The organism is Pelomonas sp. SE-A7 (assembly GCF_030345705.1).
Lineage (GTDB): Bacteria > Pseudomonadota > Gammaproteobacteria > Burkholderiales > Burkholderiaceae_C > JAUASW01.
The window spans coordinates 2,121,878-2,141,053 of record NZ_JAUASW010000001.1; the positions used below are offsets into that span (position 1 = coordinate 2,121,878).

Below are 19,176 nucleotides of genomic sequence, written 5' to 3' on the forward strand. Positions count from 1 at the left end.
CAGGGCCCTCCATCCGCTAACCGCTGTATTTATCGGAGACAAACCATGAATCACAAGACCCTCAAACCCCTGGCCCTCGCCGCCGCGCTCGCCTGCATGGCCTCCGCCCAAGCAGCGGACGAACCCGCCAAGCCCGAGACGCTGGACAAGGTCGTCGTCACCGCGCAAAAGCGTGAGCAAGCCGTGCTGGACGTGCCGGCCTCTGTCACCGCTGTGAGCGCCGAGCGACTCTCCAAGAGCGGCGCATCCAAGCTGGAAGACTACGTGGCGCAAGTGCCCGGCATGTCCATCACCAGCAATGGCGCGAACATGCAGGTCACGCTGCGCGGCATCTCCACTGGCGCAGCCCAGTCCTCGGCCACGACGGCCATCTACATCGATGAAGCGCCGATCGGCTCGGTCAATGCCTACACCGGTGGCGCCAATCTCGTGCCCGACATCGACCCGGCCGAGCTGCGCCGCATCGAGGTGCTGAAAGGTCCGCAAGGCACGCTCTACGGCTCGGGCGCTGTGGGCGGCATGCTGCGTTATGTGACCACCGACCCCGACTTCAGCCGCGCCAGCGGCGGCCTGACCTTGGGTGCCAGTTCGGTAGCCCATGGTGGCAAGGGCAATCTCGCCCGCGCCATGGTCAACCTGCCGCTGGGCAATGGCGGCGACATGGGCCTGCGCTTCTCGGCCTTCTCGCGCAAGGAGCCGGGCTATATCGACAACATCAACAACTTGATGCCCAAGCAAGACAGCAACGAGGTCCGCACCAGCGGCGCGCGGCTGGCCTTCGCCTGGCGCCTGTCTCCCGACTGGAAGCTCAAGGCGCAGGCCCTGACGCAAAAGCTGGAGGCCGATGGCACCAACTCGGTGGACGTCAACGGCACGACGCTGGCCCCGAGCACCGGTGAGTACCAGGTCAACAATCGCGTGCCGGTCACCGGCGAGCGCAAGCTGGACCTCGGCAATGTGACGATCAACGGCCAGATCGGCGATGTGAACCTCGTCTCGTCCACCACGCTGCAGACGCTGGACGCGCAAGCCACCAGCGACGTCTCCCTGAGCTACGGCACCTTGCTGGCCTTGCTGGCCGCGCAACCTGGCTTGAATGTCCAGTTTGACCAGCGCACCCACACGCGCCGCTTTGTGCAGGAGCTGCGTGCGCAGTCCACGGCACTCGGCGGCAAGCTGGACTACGAAGCCGGTCTCTACTACACCAAGGAAGAGAACACCAACCGCCTGCCCGGCATGAACACCTTCAACGCCGCCACCGGCGCCGTGAAGCCGGTGGTCATTCCCGGCACGACCACGCCCTACCCCGACGGCATGGCCAAGGCCCGCATAGACACCGACTACAAGGAAGTCTCGGTGTTCGCCAATGCCACCTACGCGGTGTCCGAGGCTTTCGATGTCCAGGCCGGCTTGCGCTGGGGCCAGGACCGCCAGCATTACGACCAGCTCTACACCGGCCTGCTGTTCACGCCGCCGGTCGCCCTGGTGCAGGACAGCAAGAACAGCAAGTCCACCTACCTGCTGACCGGCCGCTACAAGCTGGGCAGCACCGACTCCATCTACGGCCGCCTGGCCACCGGCTACCGCCCGGGTGGCCCCAGCGCCGCTACGCCGGTGACCGGCGCCAGCCCGATAGTCGGCGCCGATTCGCTGACCAGCGCCGAGCTGGGTTGGAAGGCGGTGTTCTCCGGCGGCAAGGCCAGCTTCGAGGCGGCGGTCTTCAACACCAAGTGGAAGGACGTGCAGATCCAGACCAACCGCTCGGGATCGAACTTCCTGATCAATGGCGGCGAGGCCGTGAGCCGCGGTGTCGAGGCGACGCTGGCGATGTATCCGACGGCCGGCCTGGGTCTGCGTGCCACCGTGGGCTACACCGACGCCCACCTGACCGAGGACACCACCAAAGTCATGGTCAACGCGACCACGCCGCTGGGCAAGGACGGCGACGCCATGCCCTTCGTTCCCAAGCTGACCGCCTCGCTCGCTGCCGACTACAAGTTCGCGGTGAGTGCCGACTGGAGCGCTTCGCTGGGCGCGGCCGTGGCCCACACCGGCAAGCGCCGCAGCGACTTCAGCGGCAAGCCCAACATCGACCTGCCGGCCTACACCACGGTGAACCTCAGTGCCGCCGTGGAGAACGCGAGCTGGCGCTTCTCCGCCTTCGTGAAGAACGCCAGCGACGCCAAGGGCATCATCGTCCTGGGCGACCGTGGACTGCCGCCGTTCACGCCTACGGCTCCCTACGGCGCCGGCATGATCCAGCCGCGCACCCTCGGCGTCGAAGCTTCGTATCGCTTCTGAGATGCAGCTGCACCGCATCACCGACTTCGCGCTGGCGAGCGGCACCGTGCTGGCGGAGGCCGTCACGGCCTACCGCACGCTGGGCCGGCTCAACGCCGAGGGCACGAATGCCGTGCTGGTGCTGCATGGCTACACGACCGGCCCGAGCATGCTCGACGCCGGCGCCAGTGTGGCCGAAGGCTCGTGGCACGAACTCGTGGGGCCGGGCAAGGCGATCGACAGCAATCGGCTGTTCATCGTCGCGCCCAACATGCTGGGCTCCTGCTACGGCTCCACCGGGCCGGGCAGCATCGACCCGGCAACGGGCAAGGCCTATGGCGCAAGCTTCCCGAGCATCAGGCTCGAAGACATAGTCGCCGTGCAGAAGCGCCTGCTCGATGACCTTGGCGTCCGCCGCCTGGCCGCCGCGGTCGGCCCCTCGTTCGGCGGCTACCAGGCCTGGCAGTGGGCGGTGCAGTACCCGGGCTTTGTCGAACGCATGGTGGCGGCCGTCAGTGCCCCCTTTCATCCGGCGGGCGCCGGCAATGTCGGGATCGTGCGGGAGCAGCTGCGGTCCGGCCTGGTCGCCATGCGCGTGAGCACCTTGACTCGCTATGGCGTCGATGCCGAACTCGCGCCTCGCATCCCGGATGCGGCAGCGCGCAGTGCCGAGATCCTCCGCATGGCCGAGGACTGGGCCCGCGGCTTCGAACCCGAATCGCTGGTGACGCTGATGCGCGCCGCCGAAGGCTTCGACGTACGGCCGCATTTCAACAAGATCCAGGCCCGGGTTCTGATCGCCAACTCACGCACCGACACGGTCTTCCCGCCCGAGATCGCCGACCAGGTCGCGCCCGGCCTCACGGACGCAGGCCTGCGCTGGCAAGCCCATGCCATCGAAAGCAACAAGGGCCATTTCGCTTCCGGTGCCGATGCCGCTCTCTGGGCCGAAGCGCTGCGCAGCTTCATGGAGCGCTGATGTTGAAGAAGCTGGTCAAGGGCTTGCTGATCCTGCTGGCCCTGCTCTTGCTCGCTGCGATCGCCATGGTGGCGACGGCTGAATGGCAATGGCGAACCCGCTCGCCGATGGCCAATCCGCCACAGGCTGCAGCGCCCGCTGGTGATGGCCCAGTGCTGATCCTCCTGCATGGCGCCGGTCTCAATGGCCGAATGTGGGACGCCGTGCGCCGCGACCTCGACCCCCGCTGGCGCGTAATCGCGCCGGACCTGCCGGGCCATGGCGCGCGCCTGAGCGAGGCCTATACGCTTGAAACCGCGACTGCCGCCGTCAAGCAAGCCGCGCAGGCCGTCTACCCCTCGCCCGTCATCCTGGTCGGCGATTCCTTGGGTGGCTACACCGCCATGGCCGCCGCCTCGGCCCTGCCGCAGCAGCAGCTGCGCGGCCTGATCCTCGGTGGCGCCAGCGGCAACTTTGAGCCGTCCGAAGTCATCAACTACGTCGGCAACGTCGTGATGGTGAAGACCCTGCTGGCTTTCGTGGACGAGCAGGAGCTGCTGGTCAAGGCCATGGACAAGTTCGGCTTTGCTCCGGCCGATGCCAAGCCGGTGATAGCAACCGGTGGCAGCATCCGTGTCGTGCCGGTGGCGGTGCGCTCCATGATGGGCGAGGACTTCAAGCAGCGCCTGGCCGCTATCACCCAACCCGTGCTGATCGTCAATGGCAGTGAAGACACACGCGCCATCGCCAAGGAAACCAGCTTCATCGCAGGCTTGCCGCGCGCGCCGGAGGTCCGTCACTTCGAGAACACCGGCCATGGCGTCAGCATCCGCTCGCCCAAGCAGTTCGCGGCCCTGGTCAATGAATTCGCCGCCCAGGTGACGAGGCCATGAACGAAGTCGCCGCCCAGCTCCGCCAGCAGCTGCCCGGCATGTCCGAGCAGGACGCCGAGCGCTTCGCCGCCAGCCTGCTGAAGCCCGGCCCCTACACGGCGCTGCAGGCACGGGAAGACCTGCCTCGCGGCCTGCTCACCGCCGGCATCTGCCCGCCCGGCCAGGTCTATCCAGGCGTGCCGCATCGCTACCAGCGCTACCAGTCGGCCGGCTCGCACCCGGCCTACGCGCTGCTCGTGTTCTTGGACGGCGAGCGCTACCTAGGCCCCGAGGCCAACGCGGCCGCCGTGCTCGACCAGTTGGGCCTGCCCTGCGTCGCGCTGTTCGTCGAGCCCGGTGCCGAAGGCCCCGGCCTGCCTATCTATGGCGGTCCCGGCAACCGCAGCATCGAGTACGACAGCCCGGGCGGCGACTATGCGCGCTTCCTGATCGAAGAGCTGATCCCCCATGCGCTTGAAGGCATCGCGCTGGGCCCCGACCGCGCCATCGTCGGCCTGTCCAGCGGCGGGCATTGCGCCCTGAACGCGGCCTGGGAACGCCCCGATTTCTTCAATCTCGTCGCCAGCCACTGCGGCAGCTTCGTCAACATCCGCGGCGGCCATGGGCTGGCCAGCCAGATCCGCCGCGACGGCACGCGAACGCTGAACAAGGTCTTGCTGCAGACCGGCGAGCATGACCTGGACATCGTCTTCGGCCACTGGCCCAGTGCCAACCGCGACATGGCGGCGGCGCTCAGCTATCGCGGCATTCCGCACCGTCTCGTCGTCGGCGAGGGCGGCCATTCGCTCGCGCATGGCGGCGCCCTGCTGCCGGCCACGCTGCGCTGGCTTTTCGAGCCATGAACACCAAGGACAGCAAGATGCAGACCCTCACCGCTCCCCCGGCCGCAGCCGCCGAGACGGCGCTGACGCCGGCGCAGACCAGCCCGCGCTACCGCGCCTATGTGCTGGCGGCCCTGTCCGTCGTCGGCTTCATGTGCGCCGTGGACAAGGTCGTGATCTCGATGTTCATGGAGCCGATCAAGAAGGAGTTCGGCCTCACCGACACCGAGTTGGGCCTGCTCACCGGCCTGGCCTTCGCCCTGCTGGGCGGCATCGCCTCCGTGCCGCTGGCGCGCTGGGCGGACCGTGGCAGCCGCAAATGGATCATCAGCATCAGCTTCCTGGCCTGGACGCTGATGACCGCGGCCTCAGGCATGGCGATGAACTTCATGCAGATCCTCGCCGCGCGCATAGGCGTGGGCGTGGGCGAAGCGGGCTGCATTCCGGCCACGCATTCGATGATCGGCGACTACTACCCGCGCGAAACACGCGGCCGCGCCATAGGCATCCACAGCGCCTTCACCTACCTGGGCATGCTTGGCGGCCTGCTGGGCGGGGGCATCCTGGTGCAGACCGTGGGCTGGCGCAGCGGCTTCATTGTGCTGGGCCTGCTGGGCCTGGTGCTCTCGCTGATCTTCCACTTGACGGTGCACGAACCGGCCCGGGTCGATGCGGCGCCGCAGATTGCGGGCGAGAGCGTGTTCAAGCGCCTGGGCGATCCGACGGCTTTCCTTCTGCTGGTCGGCGCCTTCGCCACGACCTCGCTGGCCGGCGCTGCCGTGATGACCTGGCTGCCCAGCTACTTCGAGCGCGCCTTTGCCTTGACGCCGATGCAGATCGGCGGCGGCCTCGGCCTGTGCCTGGGCGTGGCCACGGCCATCGGCTCCATCACCGGCGGCCAGCTCTCGGTCAAGTACGGTGCCAAGTCGCGGGCCTGGGGCGCGGGCTTCGCCGCCTGCATTCAGGTCGCGGTCATGCCCTTCTACATGGGCAGCTTCCATGCGCCGCATCCGCTGCTCGCGTTTGCCATGCTGTTCGTGGTCTTCATCATGGCCGGCGCCATCCTGGGCCCGGTGTTCGCGACCGTGCAGGACCTGGTCAAGCCCGACGCCCGCGCCACGGCCGTGGCCATCGTCAGCGTGGCTGGCGTGGTCTTCGGGCAGGGCCTGGGCCCGCTGCTCGTCGGCGCGATCAGCGATCTGATCGCCGGCGGCAAGCCCGGCGCCGAGGGTCTGCGCTGGGCCATGACCGGCGTGGCCATGGTCAACTGGCTGACCGTGCTCTTCTTCTGGCTGCTGCATCGGCGCATCCGCAGCCTTGAGACCGCGGCGTGAGGATCCTGCATCTCGGCCTGGGCGCTTTTCATCGTGCGCACCAGGCTGTCGTCCTGCAAAGGCTGATCGAAGGCGGCGATACCGACTGGCACATCGCCGCCGGCAATATCTGCCCGGGGCAGGAGGCGGTCGAAGCGGCGCTGCTCGACCAGGCTGGCGTCTACACCGTGGAGAACGTCGCGCCCGATGGCAGGACGCAGTACCAGCGCGTGCAGTCCATCCGCACCGTGCTGCCCTATGAGCCCGGCCTGGCGAGCCTGATCGAGCTGGGCGCGCGGCCGAGCACGCGCATCCTGTCCTTCACCGTCACCGAGGCCGGCTATGCACCGGGACCTGGCAATGCGCTCTTCCCGGTTCTGGCGGCCATCCTGCGCAAACGCCGGCGCTTCGATGCCGGCAAGCTGAGCCTGCTGTGCTGCGACAACCTGCGGCACAACGGCCAGGTCGCCCTCGCCGGCCTGTTGGACCATCTCGAAGACGATGCCCTGCTGCGCGACTGGGTGCTGCTCAACACCAGCTGGCCCAGCTGCATGGTCGACCGCATCACGCCCCGCACACCGCCGGAACTGCGGGCACGCGTTTTCGCCGCCACCGGCAAGGACGATGCCGCGCCTGTCATGGCCGAAAGCTGGCTGCAGTGGGTGATAGAGGACGAGTTCTGCAACGGCCGCCCGGCCTGGGAGCAGGCAGGCGTGCAGATGGTCGGCGACGTGGCAGCCTACGAAGAAGCCAAGATCCGCATCCTCAATGCCGGCCACAGCGCCATAGCCTGGGCCGGCACGCTGCTCGGCCATCGCTTCATCCATGAGGCGGTGCTCGACCCACGCGTCCGGCGGATCGCCCACGACTACATCACGGAGCAGGTGCTGCCCTGCCTGGTCGCCAAGGGCAGCCTGCTCGACCTGGCGGGCTACCGCGACAGCGTGCTGGCCCGTTTCGGCAACGCCGCGCTGGGCGACACCTGCCGCCGCGTCATTGCGGACAGCGGGTCCAAGCTGGCCGGTTTCATCGTGCCCACACTGCGCGAGCGACTCGCGGCCGGTGCCGACATCGCCAGCGGCGCCCTGCTGCCGGCCCTGATGCTCATGCGGCTCCAGCGCTGGCACAGTGGCGAGCTTGACGATGCCTACGAAGACCAGAGCATGGAGACCGAGACCGTACACGCGATCTGCGCCGCCGCCGACCCGGTGATGGCCTTCGCTGCCAACCAGGCTCTGTGGGGCGATCTGGCCGGCAACGCCCGTCTTGTCGACGCCTTGCGCAGCGCCATGGAGCGCTTGCCCGAAAGGCTGGCCGCATGACGACCCTGATCGCCGTGCTGGGCGAAGCCCTGATCGATGCGTTTCCCGGCCGCGAGGTGGTTGGCGGAGCACCGTTCAACGTGGCGCGCAATCTCGCTGCCCTCGGCGAGACACCGCTGATGCTGACCCGCATAGGCGACGATGCCCGCGGCGCCGCCATTGCCGCCGAATTCGATCGCCATGGCATGACGATGCGCGGCCTGCAGCGTGATCCGCACAGGGCCACCGGCGTGGTGCAGGTGCTGATCGATGAAGCCCGCCCCGAGCAGCACCGCTTCGTGATCGAGACCGGCTGCGCCTGGGAGGCACTGGACAAAGCCGACGTGCGGCAGGCGCTGTCGGCGACGCCGCCCGCCCTCGTCTACTTCGGCACGCTGGCCCAGCGCGAAGCTACGGCGCGGGCCGCCATTCGCACCGGGCTCGCGGAAGCCGCCGCTGTCGGTGCCAGGCGCTTTCTGGATCTGAATCTGCGCGACGGCCTGCCCGACGCCCGGCACCTGGCCGAGGAGTCGCTGGACCTGGCCGATGTGCTCAAGGTCAATGATGCGGAACTGGCCCAGTTGCAAGCCTGGTTCGGTCTGGCGGCCGAATCGCTGGCGAGGCGTTTCTCGCTGCGGCAGCTGATCGTGACGCGCGGTGGCGAGGGCTGGAGCTGCTTCGATGCCGAAACCGAACGCTGGCTACATGGCAGCGCACCGGCCGTCACGGTACGCGACACGGTCGGCGCCGGCGACGCCTTCGCGGCCGTGACCTTGCAGGGTCTGCTCAGGCAATGGCCGCTGGAGCACACGATGCAACGCGCTGCCGCACATGCGGCCCGTGCCTGCCAGTTCGAAGGCGCCCTGGGCTATTGGAGCCAGGAAAACCCCGGCGCCTAGGCGAACTCAGCCCACTTCCAGGAAGCGCTCCCGCACCTCCAGCACCGCCGGCAATTCCTCGACGAACAGCGCCACCAGGCGCGGATCGAAGTGCCGGCCGGCCTGCTCGTTCAGGAACTCCACCGCCTTCTCGACCGGCCAGGCGGGCTTGTAGGGGCGTACGCTGGTCAGCGCATCGAAGACATCGGCAATCGCCACGATGCGGGCCTCCTCGGGGATGGCCTCGCCGGCCAGACCCTGCGGATAGCCGCTGCCATCCCATTTCTCGTGATGGGCCACGGCGATGCGCCGGGCCATGGCCAGCAGGCCGCCCTCGTGCTCGCCCAGGATCTCGGCGCCGATCTCGGGATGGCGGCGCATCTGCGACCATTCCGCCTCGTCCAGCGGCCCCTGCTTGCGCAGGATGGCATCCGGAATGCCCAGCTTGCCCACGTCATGCATGGGCGCGGCATGCAGCAGGTCGTCGGCGCGCTGCTCCGAATAGCCGGCGGCGCGCGCCAGGATCTGCGAGTAGTGGCTCATGCGCAGCACATGCCAGCCGGTCTCGTTGTCCTTGTACTCGGCGGCGCGCCCCAGGCGCTGGACGATCTGCAGCCGGGTGGCCCGCAGCTCGTCGGCCCGCACCAGCGAAAGGTGGGTGCGCACCCGGGCCCGCACGATGGCCGGGCTGATGGGCTTGCTGATGTAGTCCACGCCGCCGGCCTCGAAGCCCTGGGCCTCGTCCTGCGTGTCGGCCAGGGCCGTCACGAAGATCACCGGAATCGAGCGCGTTGCGGCCTGCGCTTTCAGCGTGCGGCAGACGTCCAGCCCTGACAGCGCCGGCATCATCACGTCCAGCAGGATCAGCTGCGGCGACTCGGCCCGCGCCAGCTCCAACGCCTTGTGGCCGTCGCGCGCGAACACCAGGCGGTAGTCGTCCTGCAGCGCATGGCGCAAGACCTGGAGATTGGCCGGCTCGTCGTCGACCAGCAGCAGCTTGGGCCGCTCGTCGCTGGGGCTGCTGCTCATGCTTGTCGCTCGCTTTCTGACTTGAGGGTCTGCACGGCTTTCAGGGCGGCGTCGAAATCGAACTGGTCCAGGGCCTCGACCAGCGGTGCGCAGCGCTGCGCACCGAGCAGGCCTTGCAGCGCGACCAGGGCCTGGTCCTCCAGCTCGCCATGCTCAAGCGCGCGCTGCAGCCGGTCCAGGACGGTAGCGGCCGAGGCCTCGCCCGGCGTCGTCAGCGGCGCCAGCGCCGAGGGCGTGCCGGCCGCCAGTTCTTCTATGGCCATCAGCACCTGGTCCAGCGCCACGACCACGGCGCGGCCCAACTCCGGCAGCAGCTCGCGCTGGTCCCGACGCAAAGCGTCTTCCAGCCGGGCCGACGCAGCCAGCAGCTGCGGCAAGGCCAGGCTGCCCGCCACGCCGCGCCAGCGATGAGCCATTGCACGGGCTTCCAAATGCTCACCGGCCTTGAGCAGGGCCAGCAGGCGCGGTGCGCCGTCCTTCTGCTCCTCGGCAAAGCGCCGCAGCGCCCGCCGCCAGGCCGGCGCGCTGCCCCACAGGCGCACGCCCTGCTCGCAATCCAGCGGCGACTGGCCTTCCGACACGGCCACCACCGGCTCCGCATCGGCAGGGCTCAGGCCCAGCACCCGGGCCATCTCCGAGTACAGGCGCACCGGCTCGACCGGCTTCACCGCAAAGCCATCCATGCCTGCCGTCAGCGCGGCCTGGCGGTCCTCTTCCAGCACGCTGGCGGTCAGGGCGACGATGGGCGTACGCGCCCTGCCCTGGGCCAGCTCGAAATTGCGGATCCGCCGGGTCGCGCCCAGGCCGTCCAGCTGCGGCATGTGGATGTCCATCAGCACCACGTCGAACTCGCCTTCGCTGAAGGCCTGCAAGGCCTGCATGCCGTCGCTGACCAGCTGCACCCGGTGGCCGTCGCGGCTCAGCATCAGCTGCATCAGCTCGCCGTTCTGCTCCACGTCGTCGGCCACCAGCACCTGCAGCGGCGGCAGGGCCGGCAGCTCCTCGACGGCGGCCTCGGCCGACACCGGGTCGCCGGCGGGCAGCGGCAGCCAGACATGGAAGCAGCTGCCCTCGCCCAGCACGCTTTCCACCGTGATGCGGCCGCCCATTCGCTCCACCAGCTGGCGCGAAATCGTAGTGCCCAGCCCGGTGCCGCCGAAGCGCCGCGTGGTCGAGGCATCGGCCTGCGCAAAGGCATCGAAGATGCGCTCCAGCCTGTCGGCGGCAATGCCTATGCCGGTGTCGCTGACGCTCAGATGGATCTGACCGTCGGCTTCCTGGCCCATGGCCAGCGCCACGCTGCCATGCTCGGTGAACTTGATCGCATTGCCGACCAGGTTCAGCAGCACCTGCTGGATGCGTAAAGCATCGCCCTTGAAGAACTGCGGCGCCTCGGCCGGATAGTCCAGCCGCAGCGCCAGGCCCTTGCGCGCGGCCGCCAGGCGCAGCGAGGCCAGGGTCTGCTCGCAGACGGCCCGCAGCGAGAAGTCGCGCCGCTCCAGCTCGACCGCGCCCTTGTCCAGCTTGGCCGTGTCGAGGATGTCGTTGAGCAGGCCCAGCAGCGAGCGCGCCGAACCGCGCAAGGTGTTCAGGTACTTGCGCTGGACCTCGCTGAGCCCGGTGTCCAGCAGCAGCTCGGTGAAGCCCAGGATGGCATTCATGGGCGTGCGGATCTCGTGGCTCATGTTCGCCAGGAAGGCCCCCTTGGCGGCGGCCGCCGCCTCGGCCCGGCCCTTGGCCTCCTCCAGCGCCAGCTGCAGGCGCTTGGCCTCGCTGATGTCGACGATGACGCCATCAATCCACTGCGGCTCTCCAGCCTCGTTGCGCACGCCGCGGCCGGTCTCGGAGACCCAGCGCTCCGTGCCGTCACGGGCGTTGAGGCGGTACTCCAGCGCATAGGGCTCGTCGGCGGCCAGGGCCCGCTCGACCTCGTCATTGACCCGGGCGCGGTCGCCCTCGTGGATCAGCGGCGCGAAGCTGGCGCGGCCGGCGAGGAAGTCCTGCGCCGGCCAGCCGGTCAGCACCTGCACCGAGTCGCTGATCACCACCATGCTCCAGTCGGCATCGATGCGGCAGCGGAAGTTCACGCCCGGGCTGTTGGCAATCAGGCTGCGGTACTGCAGCTCGCTGTCGCGCAGCGCCTGCTCCATGCGCTGGCGCACGCTGATGTCGGTGACGAAGGCGACGAACAGCGCCTCCTCCGCACCCTCTTCCTGCTGCGCTTGTTGCTGCTGTTCGACCCGGCCAATCGCCAGGCGTATGGGCAGCGGGCGGCCGGTCTTGTGCTGGCCCACCACGTCGCGGCCCACGCCGATGATGCGGGCCTCGCCGGTCTCCAGGTGGCGCTGCAGGTAGCCGTCGTGCTGGCCGTGGTGGGGCTCGGGCATCAGCAGCTTGACGTTGCGGCCCAGCACCTCGTCGGCGGTCCAGCCGAACAGCCGCTCGGCCGCGCCGTTGAAGGAAAGAATGCTGCCGCGGCCATTGATCGTGATCACGCCGTCGACCGCCGTGTCCAGCATGGCCTGCATGCGGCGCTTCTCGGACCGCAGCTGGCGGGTCAGGCGGCGATAGCCCAGCAGGCCGTTGGCACCGCCGGTCAGGGTGCTGATCGCCAGCGTCACCACGGTCACGCCCAGGGCCACGGCGCCGCTGCCGCCTATCAGCGCATTGCAGGGCTGGTCGCCGGGGCTGATGAAGCGGGCGGCCGCCATGGCCGTGTAGTGCATGCCCGAGATCGCCGCGCCCATGACCACGCCGCCCAGCAGCACGGTCCAGAGCCGCCGCAGCCGGCCCTCCAGGCCGAAGCGTATCCACAGCGCCAGCATGGCCAGCAGCACGGCCACGACGATGGAGGCCGCGAACCAGAGCGGGTCGTAGCGCAGCTCGGCGTTCAGGCGCATCGCTGCCATGCCCATGTAGTGCATGGCCCCGATGCCGGCACCGACCAGCACGCCGCCCTGTACCCATTGCCAGCGCGAGATCTTGCCGCGCGACAGCAGGGCCAGCGCCACCCAGGAGGCCAGCAGGGCCGGCAGCATCGAAGCCACGGTCCAGGTCGCGTCGAACTGGACCTCGGTGCACAGCTGGAAGGCCAGCATGCCTATGAAGTGCATGGACCAGACGCCGCCGCCCATGGCCGCCGCGCCGCTGGCCAGGATGGCCTGCCGGCTCGCCAGGTTGGCGGTGCGCCCGGCCATGCCGGCCATCTGCAGGGCCATGGCCGAGGTCAGCGAAGCCACCACGACCGACAGCAGGACCAGGCCCGGCTGGTAGCTGCCGCTGAGCAGGAGCAGGGTCGGGGCGCCGTCCCTGAATAGAAAGAACTGGTTCAGCACGACGGTGACGCTGGACGCGGGAGCCGGGATGGCTTGCATTGTGAACGCCGCAGCCGGCCCTGCCAGAATCTCCGCGATGACAAACGCCGACCCGACCACTGTCCAGCTGCTGGCCGCTGCGCTATTCGCCCTGGCCCTGGTCCATACCTTTTCGACCAAGTTCTTCGAGCACCTGGCCCACACGCGGCCCCGCCACGCCGGCCTGCTCCACCTGCTGGGCGAGGTCGAGGTGGTGTTCGGCCTGTGGGCCATGGTCCTGGTGCTGGGCCTGTTCGCGCTGGAAGGGTCCAAGGCAGCCACCGGCTATGTGGACACGCGCAACTACACCGAGCCGCTGTTCGTGTTCGCCATCATGGTGGTGGCCGCCAGCCGGCCGGTGCTGGAAGCGGCCAGCAGCCTGGTGCGCCTGATCAGCCGCGTGCTGCCGCTGGCCCCCGGCGTCTCGCTTTACCTGGTCCTGCTCGGCCTGGTGCCGCTGCTGGGCTCCTTCATCACCGAGCCGGCGGCGATGACGCTGGCGGCCCTGATGCTGCGCGACCGGCTGTTCGCCGACCCCACGTCCAGCCGCTTGCGTTACGCCACGGTCGGCGTGCTCTTCGTCAACATCTCCATAGGCGGCACCTTGACCCCGTTCGCTGCACCTCCGGTGCTGATGGTGGCCGGCGTCTGGCAATGGGACATGGGCTTCATGCTCGGCCATTTCGGCTGGAAGGCGGCCCTGGCCGTGGCGGTCAATGCAGCCGCCGCGGCCCTGCTGTTCCGCCGCGAACTGGCCGGCCTGGCTGCCGAAAAGCCTTCCGAGGCCACGCCCGTGCCGCTGGCCGTGACCCTGGTGCATCTGCTGTTCCTGGCCGGCATCGTGGTGTTCGCCCACCATCCGGCCCTGTTCATGGGCCTGCTGCTGTTCTTCCTGGGCTTCACCACCGCCTACCAGCGCCACCAGAGTCCGCTGATCCTGCGCGAGGCCCTGCTGGTGGCCTTCTTCCTGGCGGGCCTGGTGGTGCTGGGCGGCCTTCAGCAATGGTGGCTGCAGCCGCTGCTGATGAAGATGGATTCGAACGCCGTGTTCTACGGCGCCACCGCCCTGACCGCCCTGACTGACAACGCCGCCCTCACCTACCTGGGCTCGCTGGTGCCGGGCCTGTCCGACGACTTCAAGATCGCCCTGGTGGCCGGTGCGGTCACAGGCGGCGGCCTCACCGTGGTGGCCAATGCGCCCAACCCGGCCGGCGTGGCCATCCTGCGGGGCAGCTTCGAGGACCAGACCATCAGCCCGCTGCAACTGCTGCTGGCTGCTCTGCCACCGACCCTGGTGGCCGTGGCGGCCTTCCGCCTGCTCTGAGTCTCAGGCTCGACGCTCCACCGGGCGCCGTCCGGCGTCGGCGTACATCTCCTGCAGGGCCTCGATGCGGCGGCCCAGCAGCAGCGACTCGGAGGCGTCCAGCTGGTGGCCGTGGTGGTCCAGCGTGGCCTTGGCCAGATTGATGATGCGGGCGTTCAGGCTGGACTCTCCCAGCTTCACCAGGGCCTGCAAGGTGCGGCCGTGCTGCTTGTTGACCAGGTGCGACATGGCCTCGCGCGAGGCCTCGTTGATCTGGCCGGCGGTTTCTCGCACCAGTTGCTCCATGGGCGGCAGCGCCGAGGCCGCCATCTCCAGCATGCGGGTGCGCGGCCGCGAGATCGAGAAGCGCTGGGCCGCCTTCCTCACCCAGGCCTCGAGGTCAGGCACGGCACGATGCGGCGCACAGCGCACACCCAGCATCACGAGGTTGCAGGCCATCTCGAACGAAAACGCCGGCTCGCTCAGCTCCGAGGCCAGCCGGGCCAGGCCGGACAGCGCCGGCTCGTAGCGGCGCAGGGCCAGGGCCCAGGCCACTTCGCTGCACAGCCGGAGCCGGCGCACCCGGTCGCTGTCGCCATGCTTCATGGCGGCGTCCTGCATGAAACGCTCGGCCCGCTCGCCGCTTTCCTCGGCCCCGCGGTCCAGGCTGGCAATGGCCAGGGCGACCACGCCCTGGTAGTCCAGCGTCCGCGACTGGGCGCCGACGTTGAGCGCCGCCGTCAGGTGCTGCACGGCCGCCTGCGACTGGCCGAGGAACAGCTCCAGCGAGCCCAGCTTCTGCAGCCGCGAGACATTGCCCGGCGTGATCTGTACCGCCTTGGCAAAGACCTCGACGGCGGCGTCGAACTTCATCTCCTCCAGCAGGGCCCGGCCATAGACGTCGTAGGCATCGGCATAGCCGGGGTTCTCGGCCAGCAAGGTCTCCAGCGTGCGGCAGGCGGTGGCCGAGTCTGCCGTGCTGAGCTCGATCCGGGCCAGGCCCAGCCGCGCCCAGGGCACGGCCTTGCTGGCCAGCAGCGCCTCCAGCATGCGCTTGGCGGCATCGAGCTGGTTGAGCCTCAGGTACAACTCCGAGCCGATGCGGGCCGCATAGACCCTGAACTTGTTGGCCTTGGCGAACATGACTTCGCAGCGCGCCGCCGCATCGTCGTAGTCGCCCTTCTCTATGGACTGGAAGACCTCGCGCAGCGCCGCCTTGCGCTCCATCACCAGGCGGAAGCGGTCCTCGAACTGGCCGGCCGTGATCGGCTTGAGCAGGTAGTCGTCCAGCGCGCCTTCCAGCGCATCGGCCACATGCTGGTACCTGGCCTCGTCGGTGACCATGATGAAGGCGGTCTGCATGGGCAGGCCGCGGGCCTGTCGCAGCTCGTCCAGCAGGTCCTGGCCGGTCATGCCGTCAGGACCCTCGCCGCGGAAATGGAAGTCGCTGACGATCAGGTCGTAGGGCTGGGGCGCGTTGCGGATCATGCGCCGCGCCTCCTCGGGCCGGCGGGCACTCTGCACGAACTGCAGGCCCAGCTGGCGCAGGATGCCGGACAGCACCGAGCGCGAGAGCTCGCCCTCGTCGATCACCAGGGCCCGCAACCGGCTCACATCGGCCTGCAGGGGCGGCAATAGTTGTTGGTTTGTCACAAACTCCCCCTGCGCCAGGCCATGCCGCGCCCGGTTCTGGGTCACGATAATGCTTCGCCCGGCCCTTAGCCAGCCCCAACCCCTGCTTCATCTTGAGTCGCAAAGCCTCCAGTTCCCTCTTCATTGCCATCGCGACAGGTGCCAGCATCGGCCTGCTCCTGCCGGCGCTGGTGATCGGGGGCCTGTGGATAGGCCTGCGCGAACCGCAGGTCGCCCAGACCGCGCTGGAGCGCGACCTGCAGGCCAAGCTCGACGTGCTGTCCAGCAGCCTGCCCGAGCTGCTGTGGAATCTGGACCAGGTGGCGGCCAAGGAGGTGGTGTCGGCGGTGATGAAGTCGCCCGACGTGGTCCACATCAGCGTCGCCGACAACTCCCAGGGCAAGGCCTTCATCGACGTACGCCATCCCGAACGCAGCCGCGGCCGGACCCTGAAGGGGGAGCGCGACGTGTTCCGCGGCAGCGTCCGCATAGGCCATATCCGCATCGAGATCGACGACCATCTGTCGGCCGAGGCCCTGAGCCGCCAGCGCTGGCTCTATGGCGCCACGGTGGGCCTGCAGCTGGCGATCTCGCTGGCCTTCGTGCTGCTGCTGCTCAACTCGCGGGTGATGAGGCCGCTGCGCAAGCTGGGCGGCTTCGCCAACGACCTGGCACAGGGCCGCTTCACCGCCGAGATCCGCACCGAGCGCAAGGACGAGATCGGCCTGCTGGGCGGCCACCTGGTCCACATGCGCAATGCGCTGCAGCAGCAGTTCGAGGCCCAGCATGCGCTGATCGAACGGCTGCGCGGCATTGCCGAGACCGTGCCCGGCGTGGTCTTCCAGCTGCGCCGCCATGCCGACGGCCGCTATGAATTCGGCTATGTCAGCGAGGCGGTGCGCGACTACTTCCAGCTCAGCGCCGCCGAGCTGGCCGAGGATGCCCAGCGCTGGTTCCAGCAGGTCCACCGCGACGACCGCCTGGCGGTGATGAGCTCGCTGCAGGCCTCGGCCGGCCAGCTGGCGCCCTGGCAGCAGGAGTTCCGCACCCACAACCTCGACGGCAGCGAACGCTGGCTGTTCGCCAATGCCATCGCCCGCGCCGAGGATGGCGGCGGCGTGATGTGGCATGGCTTCCTGACCGACATCTCGCGCCAGCGCCGCGATGCGCTGGAGCTGGAAGAACACCGCCACCACCTGGAGGAGCTGGTCGAGGCCCGCACCCGCCAGCTGGCCGCCGCCACCGAGGCGGCCGAGGCGGCCAACCAGGCCAAGAGCGCTTTCCTGGCGAACATGAGCCACGAGATCCGCACGCCGATGAACGCCATCATCGGCCTGACCTACCTGGTGCGCCGCGACAGCCGCGAAGCCGAGCAGCAGGCCCGGCTCAAGAAGGTGGCCGATGCCGCCGAGCACCTGCTGTCCATCATCAACAATGTGCTGGACTTCTCCAAGATCGAGGCCGGCAAGTTCGAGCTGGAGATCGCCGAGTTCGGCCTGCCCCAGGTGCTGGACACGGTCTCCGGCATGCTGGCCCAGCGCGCGGCCGAAAAGCGCCTCGAGGTCCAGGTCGAGCTGGACCCGGCCCTCGAGAAACAGCTGCTGCTGGGCGACGCCCAGCGCATCTCCGAGGTGCTGCTCAACTTCGCGGCCAATGCGGTCAAGTTCACCGACCAGGGCTTTGTGCGCATTGCGGTGCGGATCGAGAAGGACCTGGGCCCGTCCCTGGCCCTGCTGATGGAGGTCGAGGACAGCGGCATAGGCATCGCCGAGGAAGCCCAGGGACGTTTGTTCCAGGATTTCGAGCAGGCCGACAGCTCGACCACCCGCCGCTATGGCGGCACCGGGCTGGGCCTGGCGATCTGCCGCCGCCTGGCCGAGCTGATGGGCGGCGAGGTCGGCGTGCAGAGCGAGCCCGGCCAGGGCAGCCGCTTCTGGTTCCGGCTGCAACTGGACAAGGCCGGCAGCCCGGCCCCGCTGCTGGCACCACTGAGCCGCAGCCAGGCCGCACAGGAGCTGGCCGCCCGCTTTGCCGGCACCCGCATCCTGCTGGCCGAGGACAACCCGGTGAACCAGGAAGTGGCCGTGGCCCTGCTGGCCAGCGCCGGCCTGTCGGTCGACGTGGCCGAGGATGGCGCCCAGGCCGTGGCCATGGTCGGAGGCGGCGTTTATGCCCTGGTGCTGATGGATGTACAGATGCCGCAGATGGACGGCCTGGACGCCACCCGCGCGATCCGCGCCAGCGGCAACAACATCCCCATCCTGGCGATGACGGCCAATGCCTTCGAGGAAGAACGCCAGCGCTGCCTGGACGCCGGCATGAACGACCATGTGGCCAAGCCCGTGGTGGCCGAACAGCTGTTCGCCACGCTCAAGCTCTGGCTGGCCCGGCGCTGAGCGTCCGGCCGGGCTGGGCTACTGGGATTCCTTGATCAGGCGGCCCGAACCCGCCTGCACCGGACGCGCATTCATCGGATAGAGCCGGGCAAACACGTCCAGCTGGCCGGCGGTCAGCAGCACCGGCTGGCGCATCACCATCCACAGCACGCCCTCGCTGCAGGGCGGCGTGGTCAGCGAGCCCATGTAGGTGTAGTAGCCGCGGTCGGCCGGCAGCAGCTGGCCCAGGTCCAGCGGCGCCGGGCCGGCCAGCGATTCATGCTTCTCCAGCGGAATGCTGGCCCAGATGGACTGCACCGCCGGCTGCGGCGGCGCATCGTCGGCACCGCGGTCGAACAGCACGGCGACGACGGCCAGCTTGCCCTGCGCGTCCTTGTGGACCAGATGGGCCGACATCTCGAAACTGCGGCCGTTGATGCGCTCCTCGGCCGGACGGTGAAAGTGCAGCTGCTGCAGCTCGTAGCGCTTGCCCATCACTTCGATGGTCTGGCCGGCGGCCACACCGACCTGGATGGTGTGGCCGTTGTCCTGCACGGAATAGGAGCCGGGCTTGTAGTCGAACTTGACCGGCTCCATCGCGACCTTGATGCCGTCGCGGATGTCTATGGGGCTCTGCCGCGTGCCGACGGCGCATTGCTTGTATTCCGGTCCCAGCTCGGCCCAGTGGCCCGGACCCAGGTCGCCGGCATAGCCCCAGTGCGGCGGAGGCTTGGGCTTGGCGGCCGGCGCTTGGCGGCCACCCGCCTCATTGCGGCCGCCGCGGTTGGTCAGCTTGGCCGCCTCCTCCTTGGACGACAGGCGGTCGGTCAGGCGCTGCTTGAGCACATCCAGCGGCTCTTCCGCACTGCTGGAAGCCGCCGAAGCCGGCGCGGCCGCGGCCTTGGCCGCCTTGGGCGACGCGGCCCAGGCCGGCACGAGGGCCAGGCTCATCAGACAGCAGCTGGCGAGCCCCAGGGCCCGCGGCGAATTGGACATGCAGCACTCCTGGCCTCGGAAGAGGCCGTGTCACCCTACATCGG

At 68.9% G+C, this 19,176-nt stretch carries 13 protein-coding genes; 9 read left to right on the plus strand and 4 right to left on the minus strand.

Annotated elements, in window-relative coordinates:
• Positions 1–45 precede the first annotated feature (45 nt).
• The 7 genes from QT382_RS09530 to QT382_RS09560 are packed head-to-tail and all read left to right on the plus strand — an operon-like array spanning position 46 to position 8,465.
• Positions 46–2,301, plus strand: coding sequence for a TonB-dependent receptor (locus QT382_RS09530; RefSeq protein ID WP_289253797.1), 2,256 nt, complete (start codon positions 46–48; stop codon positions 2,299–2,301).
• A gap of 1 nt (position 2,302) precedes the next feature.
• The gene (locus QT382_RS09535) at positions 2,303–3,259 is read left to right on the plus strand and encodes an alpha/beta fold hydrolase (RefSeq protein WP_289253798.1); all 957 of its coding nucleotides are present in this window, start codon (positions 2,303–2,305) and stop codon (positions 3,257–3,259) included.
• Complete coding sequence (locus QT382_RS09540) at positions 3,259–4,131, plus strand: alpha/beta fold hydrolase (RefSeq protein WP_289253799.1); 873 nt, start codon at positions 3,259–3,261, stop codon at positions 4,129–4,131. The genes QT382_RS09535 and QT382_RS09540 overlap by 1 nt, the downstream gene beginning before the upstream one ends.
• Positions 4,128–4,973: an alpha/beta hydrolase gene (locus QT382_RS09545; RefSeq protein WP_289253800.1), complete on the plus strand. Its 846-nt coding sequence runs from the start codon at positions 4,128–4,130 to the stop codon at positions 4,971–4,973. Before QT382_RS09540 ends, QT382_RS09545 begins: the two co-directional genes overlap by 4 nt.
• Positions 4,974–4,990: 17 nt before the next feature.
• Complete coding sequence (locus tag QT382_RS09550; protein ID WP_289253801.1) at positions 4,991–6,286, plus strand: MFS transporter; 1,296 nt, start codon at positions 4,991–4,993, stop codon at positions 6,284–6,286.
• 2 nt (positions 6,287–6,288) lie between these two features.
• On the plus strand, positions 6,289–7,587 hold the full coding sequence (locus QT382_RS09555) for a mannitol dehydrogenase family protein (protein WP_289254719.1): 1,299 nt from the start codon (positions 6,289–6,291) through the stop codon (positions 7,585–7,587).
• The gene (locus QT382_RS09560) at positions 7,584–8,465 is read left to right on the plus strand and encodes a PfkB family carbohydrate kinase (RefSeq protein ID WP_289253802.1); all 882 of its coding nucleotides are present in this window, start codon (positions 7,584–7,586) and stop codon (positions 8,463–8,465) included. Before QT382_RS09555 ends, QT382_RS09560 begins: the two co-directional genes overlap by 4 nt.
• 6 nt (positions 8,466–8,471) lie before the next feature.
• Here the strand turns inward: QT382_RS09560 and QT382_RS09565 are convergent, their stop codons facing one another.
• Both QT382_RS09565 and QT382_RS09570 read right to left on the minus strand, forming a co-directional pair.
• Positions 8,472–9,473, minus strand: coding sequence for an HD-GYP domain-containing protein (locus tag QT382_RS09565; protein WP_289253803.1), 1,002 nt, complete (start codon positions 9,471–9,473; stop codon positions 8,472–8,474).
• Complete coding sequence (locus QT382_RS09570) at positions 9,470–12,847, minus strand: MHYT domain-containing protein (RefSeq protein ID WP_289253804.1); 3,378 nt, start codon at positions 12,845–12,847, stop codon at positions 9,470–9,472. The genes QT382_RS09565 and QT382_RS09570 overlap by 4 nt, the downstream gene beginning before the upstream one ends.
• A 37-nt stretch (positions 12,848–12,884) precedes the next feature.
• On the opposite strand from QT382_RS09570, the gene QT382_RS09575 reads away from it, so the two are divergent.
• Positions 12,885–14,150, plus strand: coding sequence for a putative Na+/H+ antiporter (locus tag QT382_RS09575; RefSeq protein ID WP_289253805.1), 1,266 nt, complete (start codon positions 12,885–12,887; stop codon positions 14,148–14,150).
• A 3-nt stretch (positions 14,151–14,153) separates the two neighbouring features.
• Here QT382_RS09575 and QT382_RS09580 read toward each other — a convergent pair whose 3' ends face one another.
• Positions 14,154–15,782 (minus strand): response regulator, encoded by a 1,629-nt coding sequence (locus QT382_RS09580; protein ID WP_289253806.1) that lies wholly within the window; start codon positions 15,780–15,782, stop codon positions 14,154–14,156.
• 92 nt (positions 15,783–15,874) lie between these two features.
• Between QT382_RS09580 and QT382_RS09585 the strand changes: the two genes are divergently transcribed.
• The gene (locus QT382_RS09585; RefSeq protein WP_289253807.1) at positions 15,875–18,157 is read left to right on the plus strand and encodes an ATP-binding protein; all 2,283 of its coding nucleotides are present in this window, start codon (positions 15,875–15,877) and stop codon (positions 18,155–18,157) included.
• An 18-nt stretch (positions 18,158–18,175) separates the two neighbouring features.
• Here QT382_RS09585 and QT382_RS09590 read toward each other — a convergent pair whose 3' ends face one another.
• Positions 18,176–19,132, minus strand: coding sequence for a carbonic anhydrase (locus tag QT382_RS09590; protein ID WP_289253808.1), 957 nt, complete (start codon positions 19,130–19,132; stop codon positions 18,176–18,178).
• Positions 19,133–19,176: the final 44 nt, after the last annotated feature.

What these genes read in the sequence shown, in the direction of transcription:
- QT382_RS09565 (WP_289253803.1), bottom strand. Translation starts at nt 9,473, where the DNA reads ATGAGCAGCAGCCCCAGCGACGAGCGGCCCAAGCTGCTGCTGGTCGAC.
- QT382_RS09545 (WP_289253800.1), top strand. Translation starts at nt 4,128, where the DNA reads ATGAACGAAGTCGCCGCCCAGCTCCGCCAGCAGCTGCCCGGCATGTCC.
- QT382_RS09590 (WP_289253808.1), bottom strand. Translation starts at nt 19,132, where the DNA reads ATGTCCAATTCGCCGCGGGCCCTGGGGCTCGCCAGCTGCTGTCTGATG.
- QT382_RS09530 (WP_289253797.1), top strand. Translation starts at nt 46, where the DNA reads ATGAATCACAAGACCCTCAAACCCCTGGCCCTCGCCGCCGCGCTCGCC.
- QT382_RS09575 (WP_289253805.1), top strand. Translation starts at nt 12,885, where the DNA reads ATGACAAACGCCGACCCGACCACTGTCCAGCTGCTGGCCGCTGCGCTA.
- QT382_RS09550 (WP_289253801.1), top strand. Translation starts at nt 4,991, where the DNA reads ATGCAGACCCTCACCGCTCCCCCGGCCGCAGCCGCCGAGACGGCGCTG.
- QT382_RS09535 (WP_289253798.1), top strand. Translation starts at nt 2,303, where the DNA reads ATGCAGCTGCACCGCATCACCGACTTCGCGCTGGCGAGCGGCACCGTG.
- QT382_RS09570 (WP_289253804.1), bottom strand. Translation starts at nt 12,847, where the DNA reads ATGCAAGCCATCCCGGCTCCCGCGTCCAGCGTCACCGTCGTGCTGAAC.
- QT382_RS09540 (WP_289253799.1), top strand. Translation starts at nt 3,259, where the DNA reads ATGTTGAAGAAGCTGGTCAAGGGCTTGCTGATCCTGCTGGCCCTGCTC.
- QT382_RS09560 (WP_289253802.1), top strand. Translation starts at nt 7,584, where the DNA reads ATGACGACCCTGATCGCCGTGCTGGGCGAAGCCCTGATCGATGCGTTT.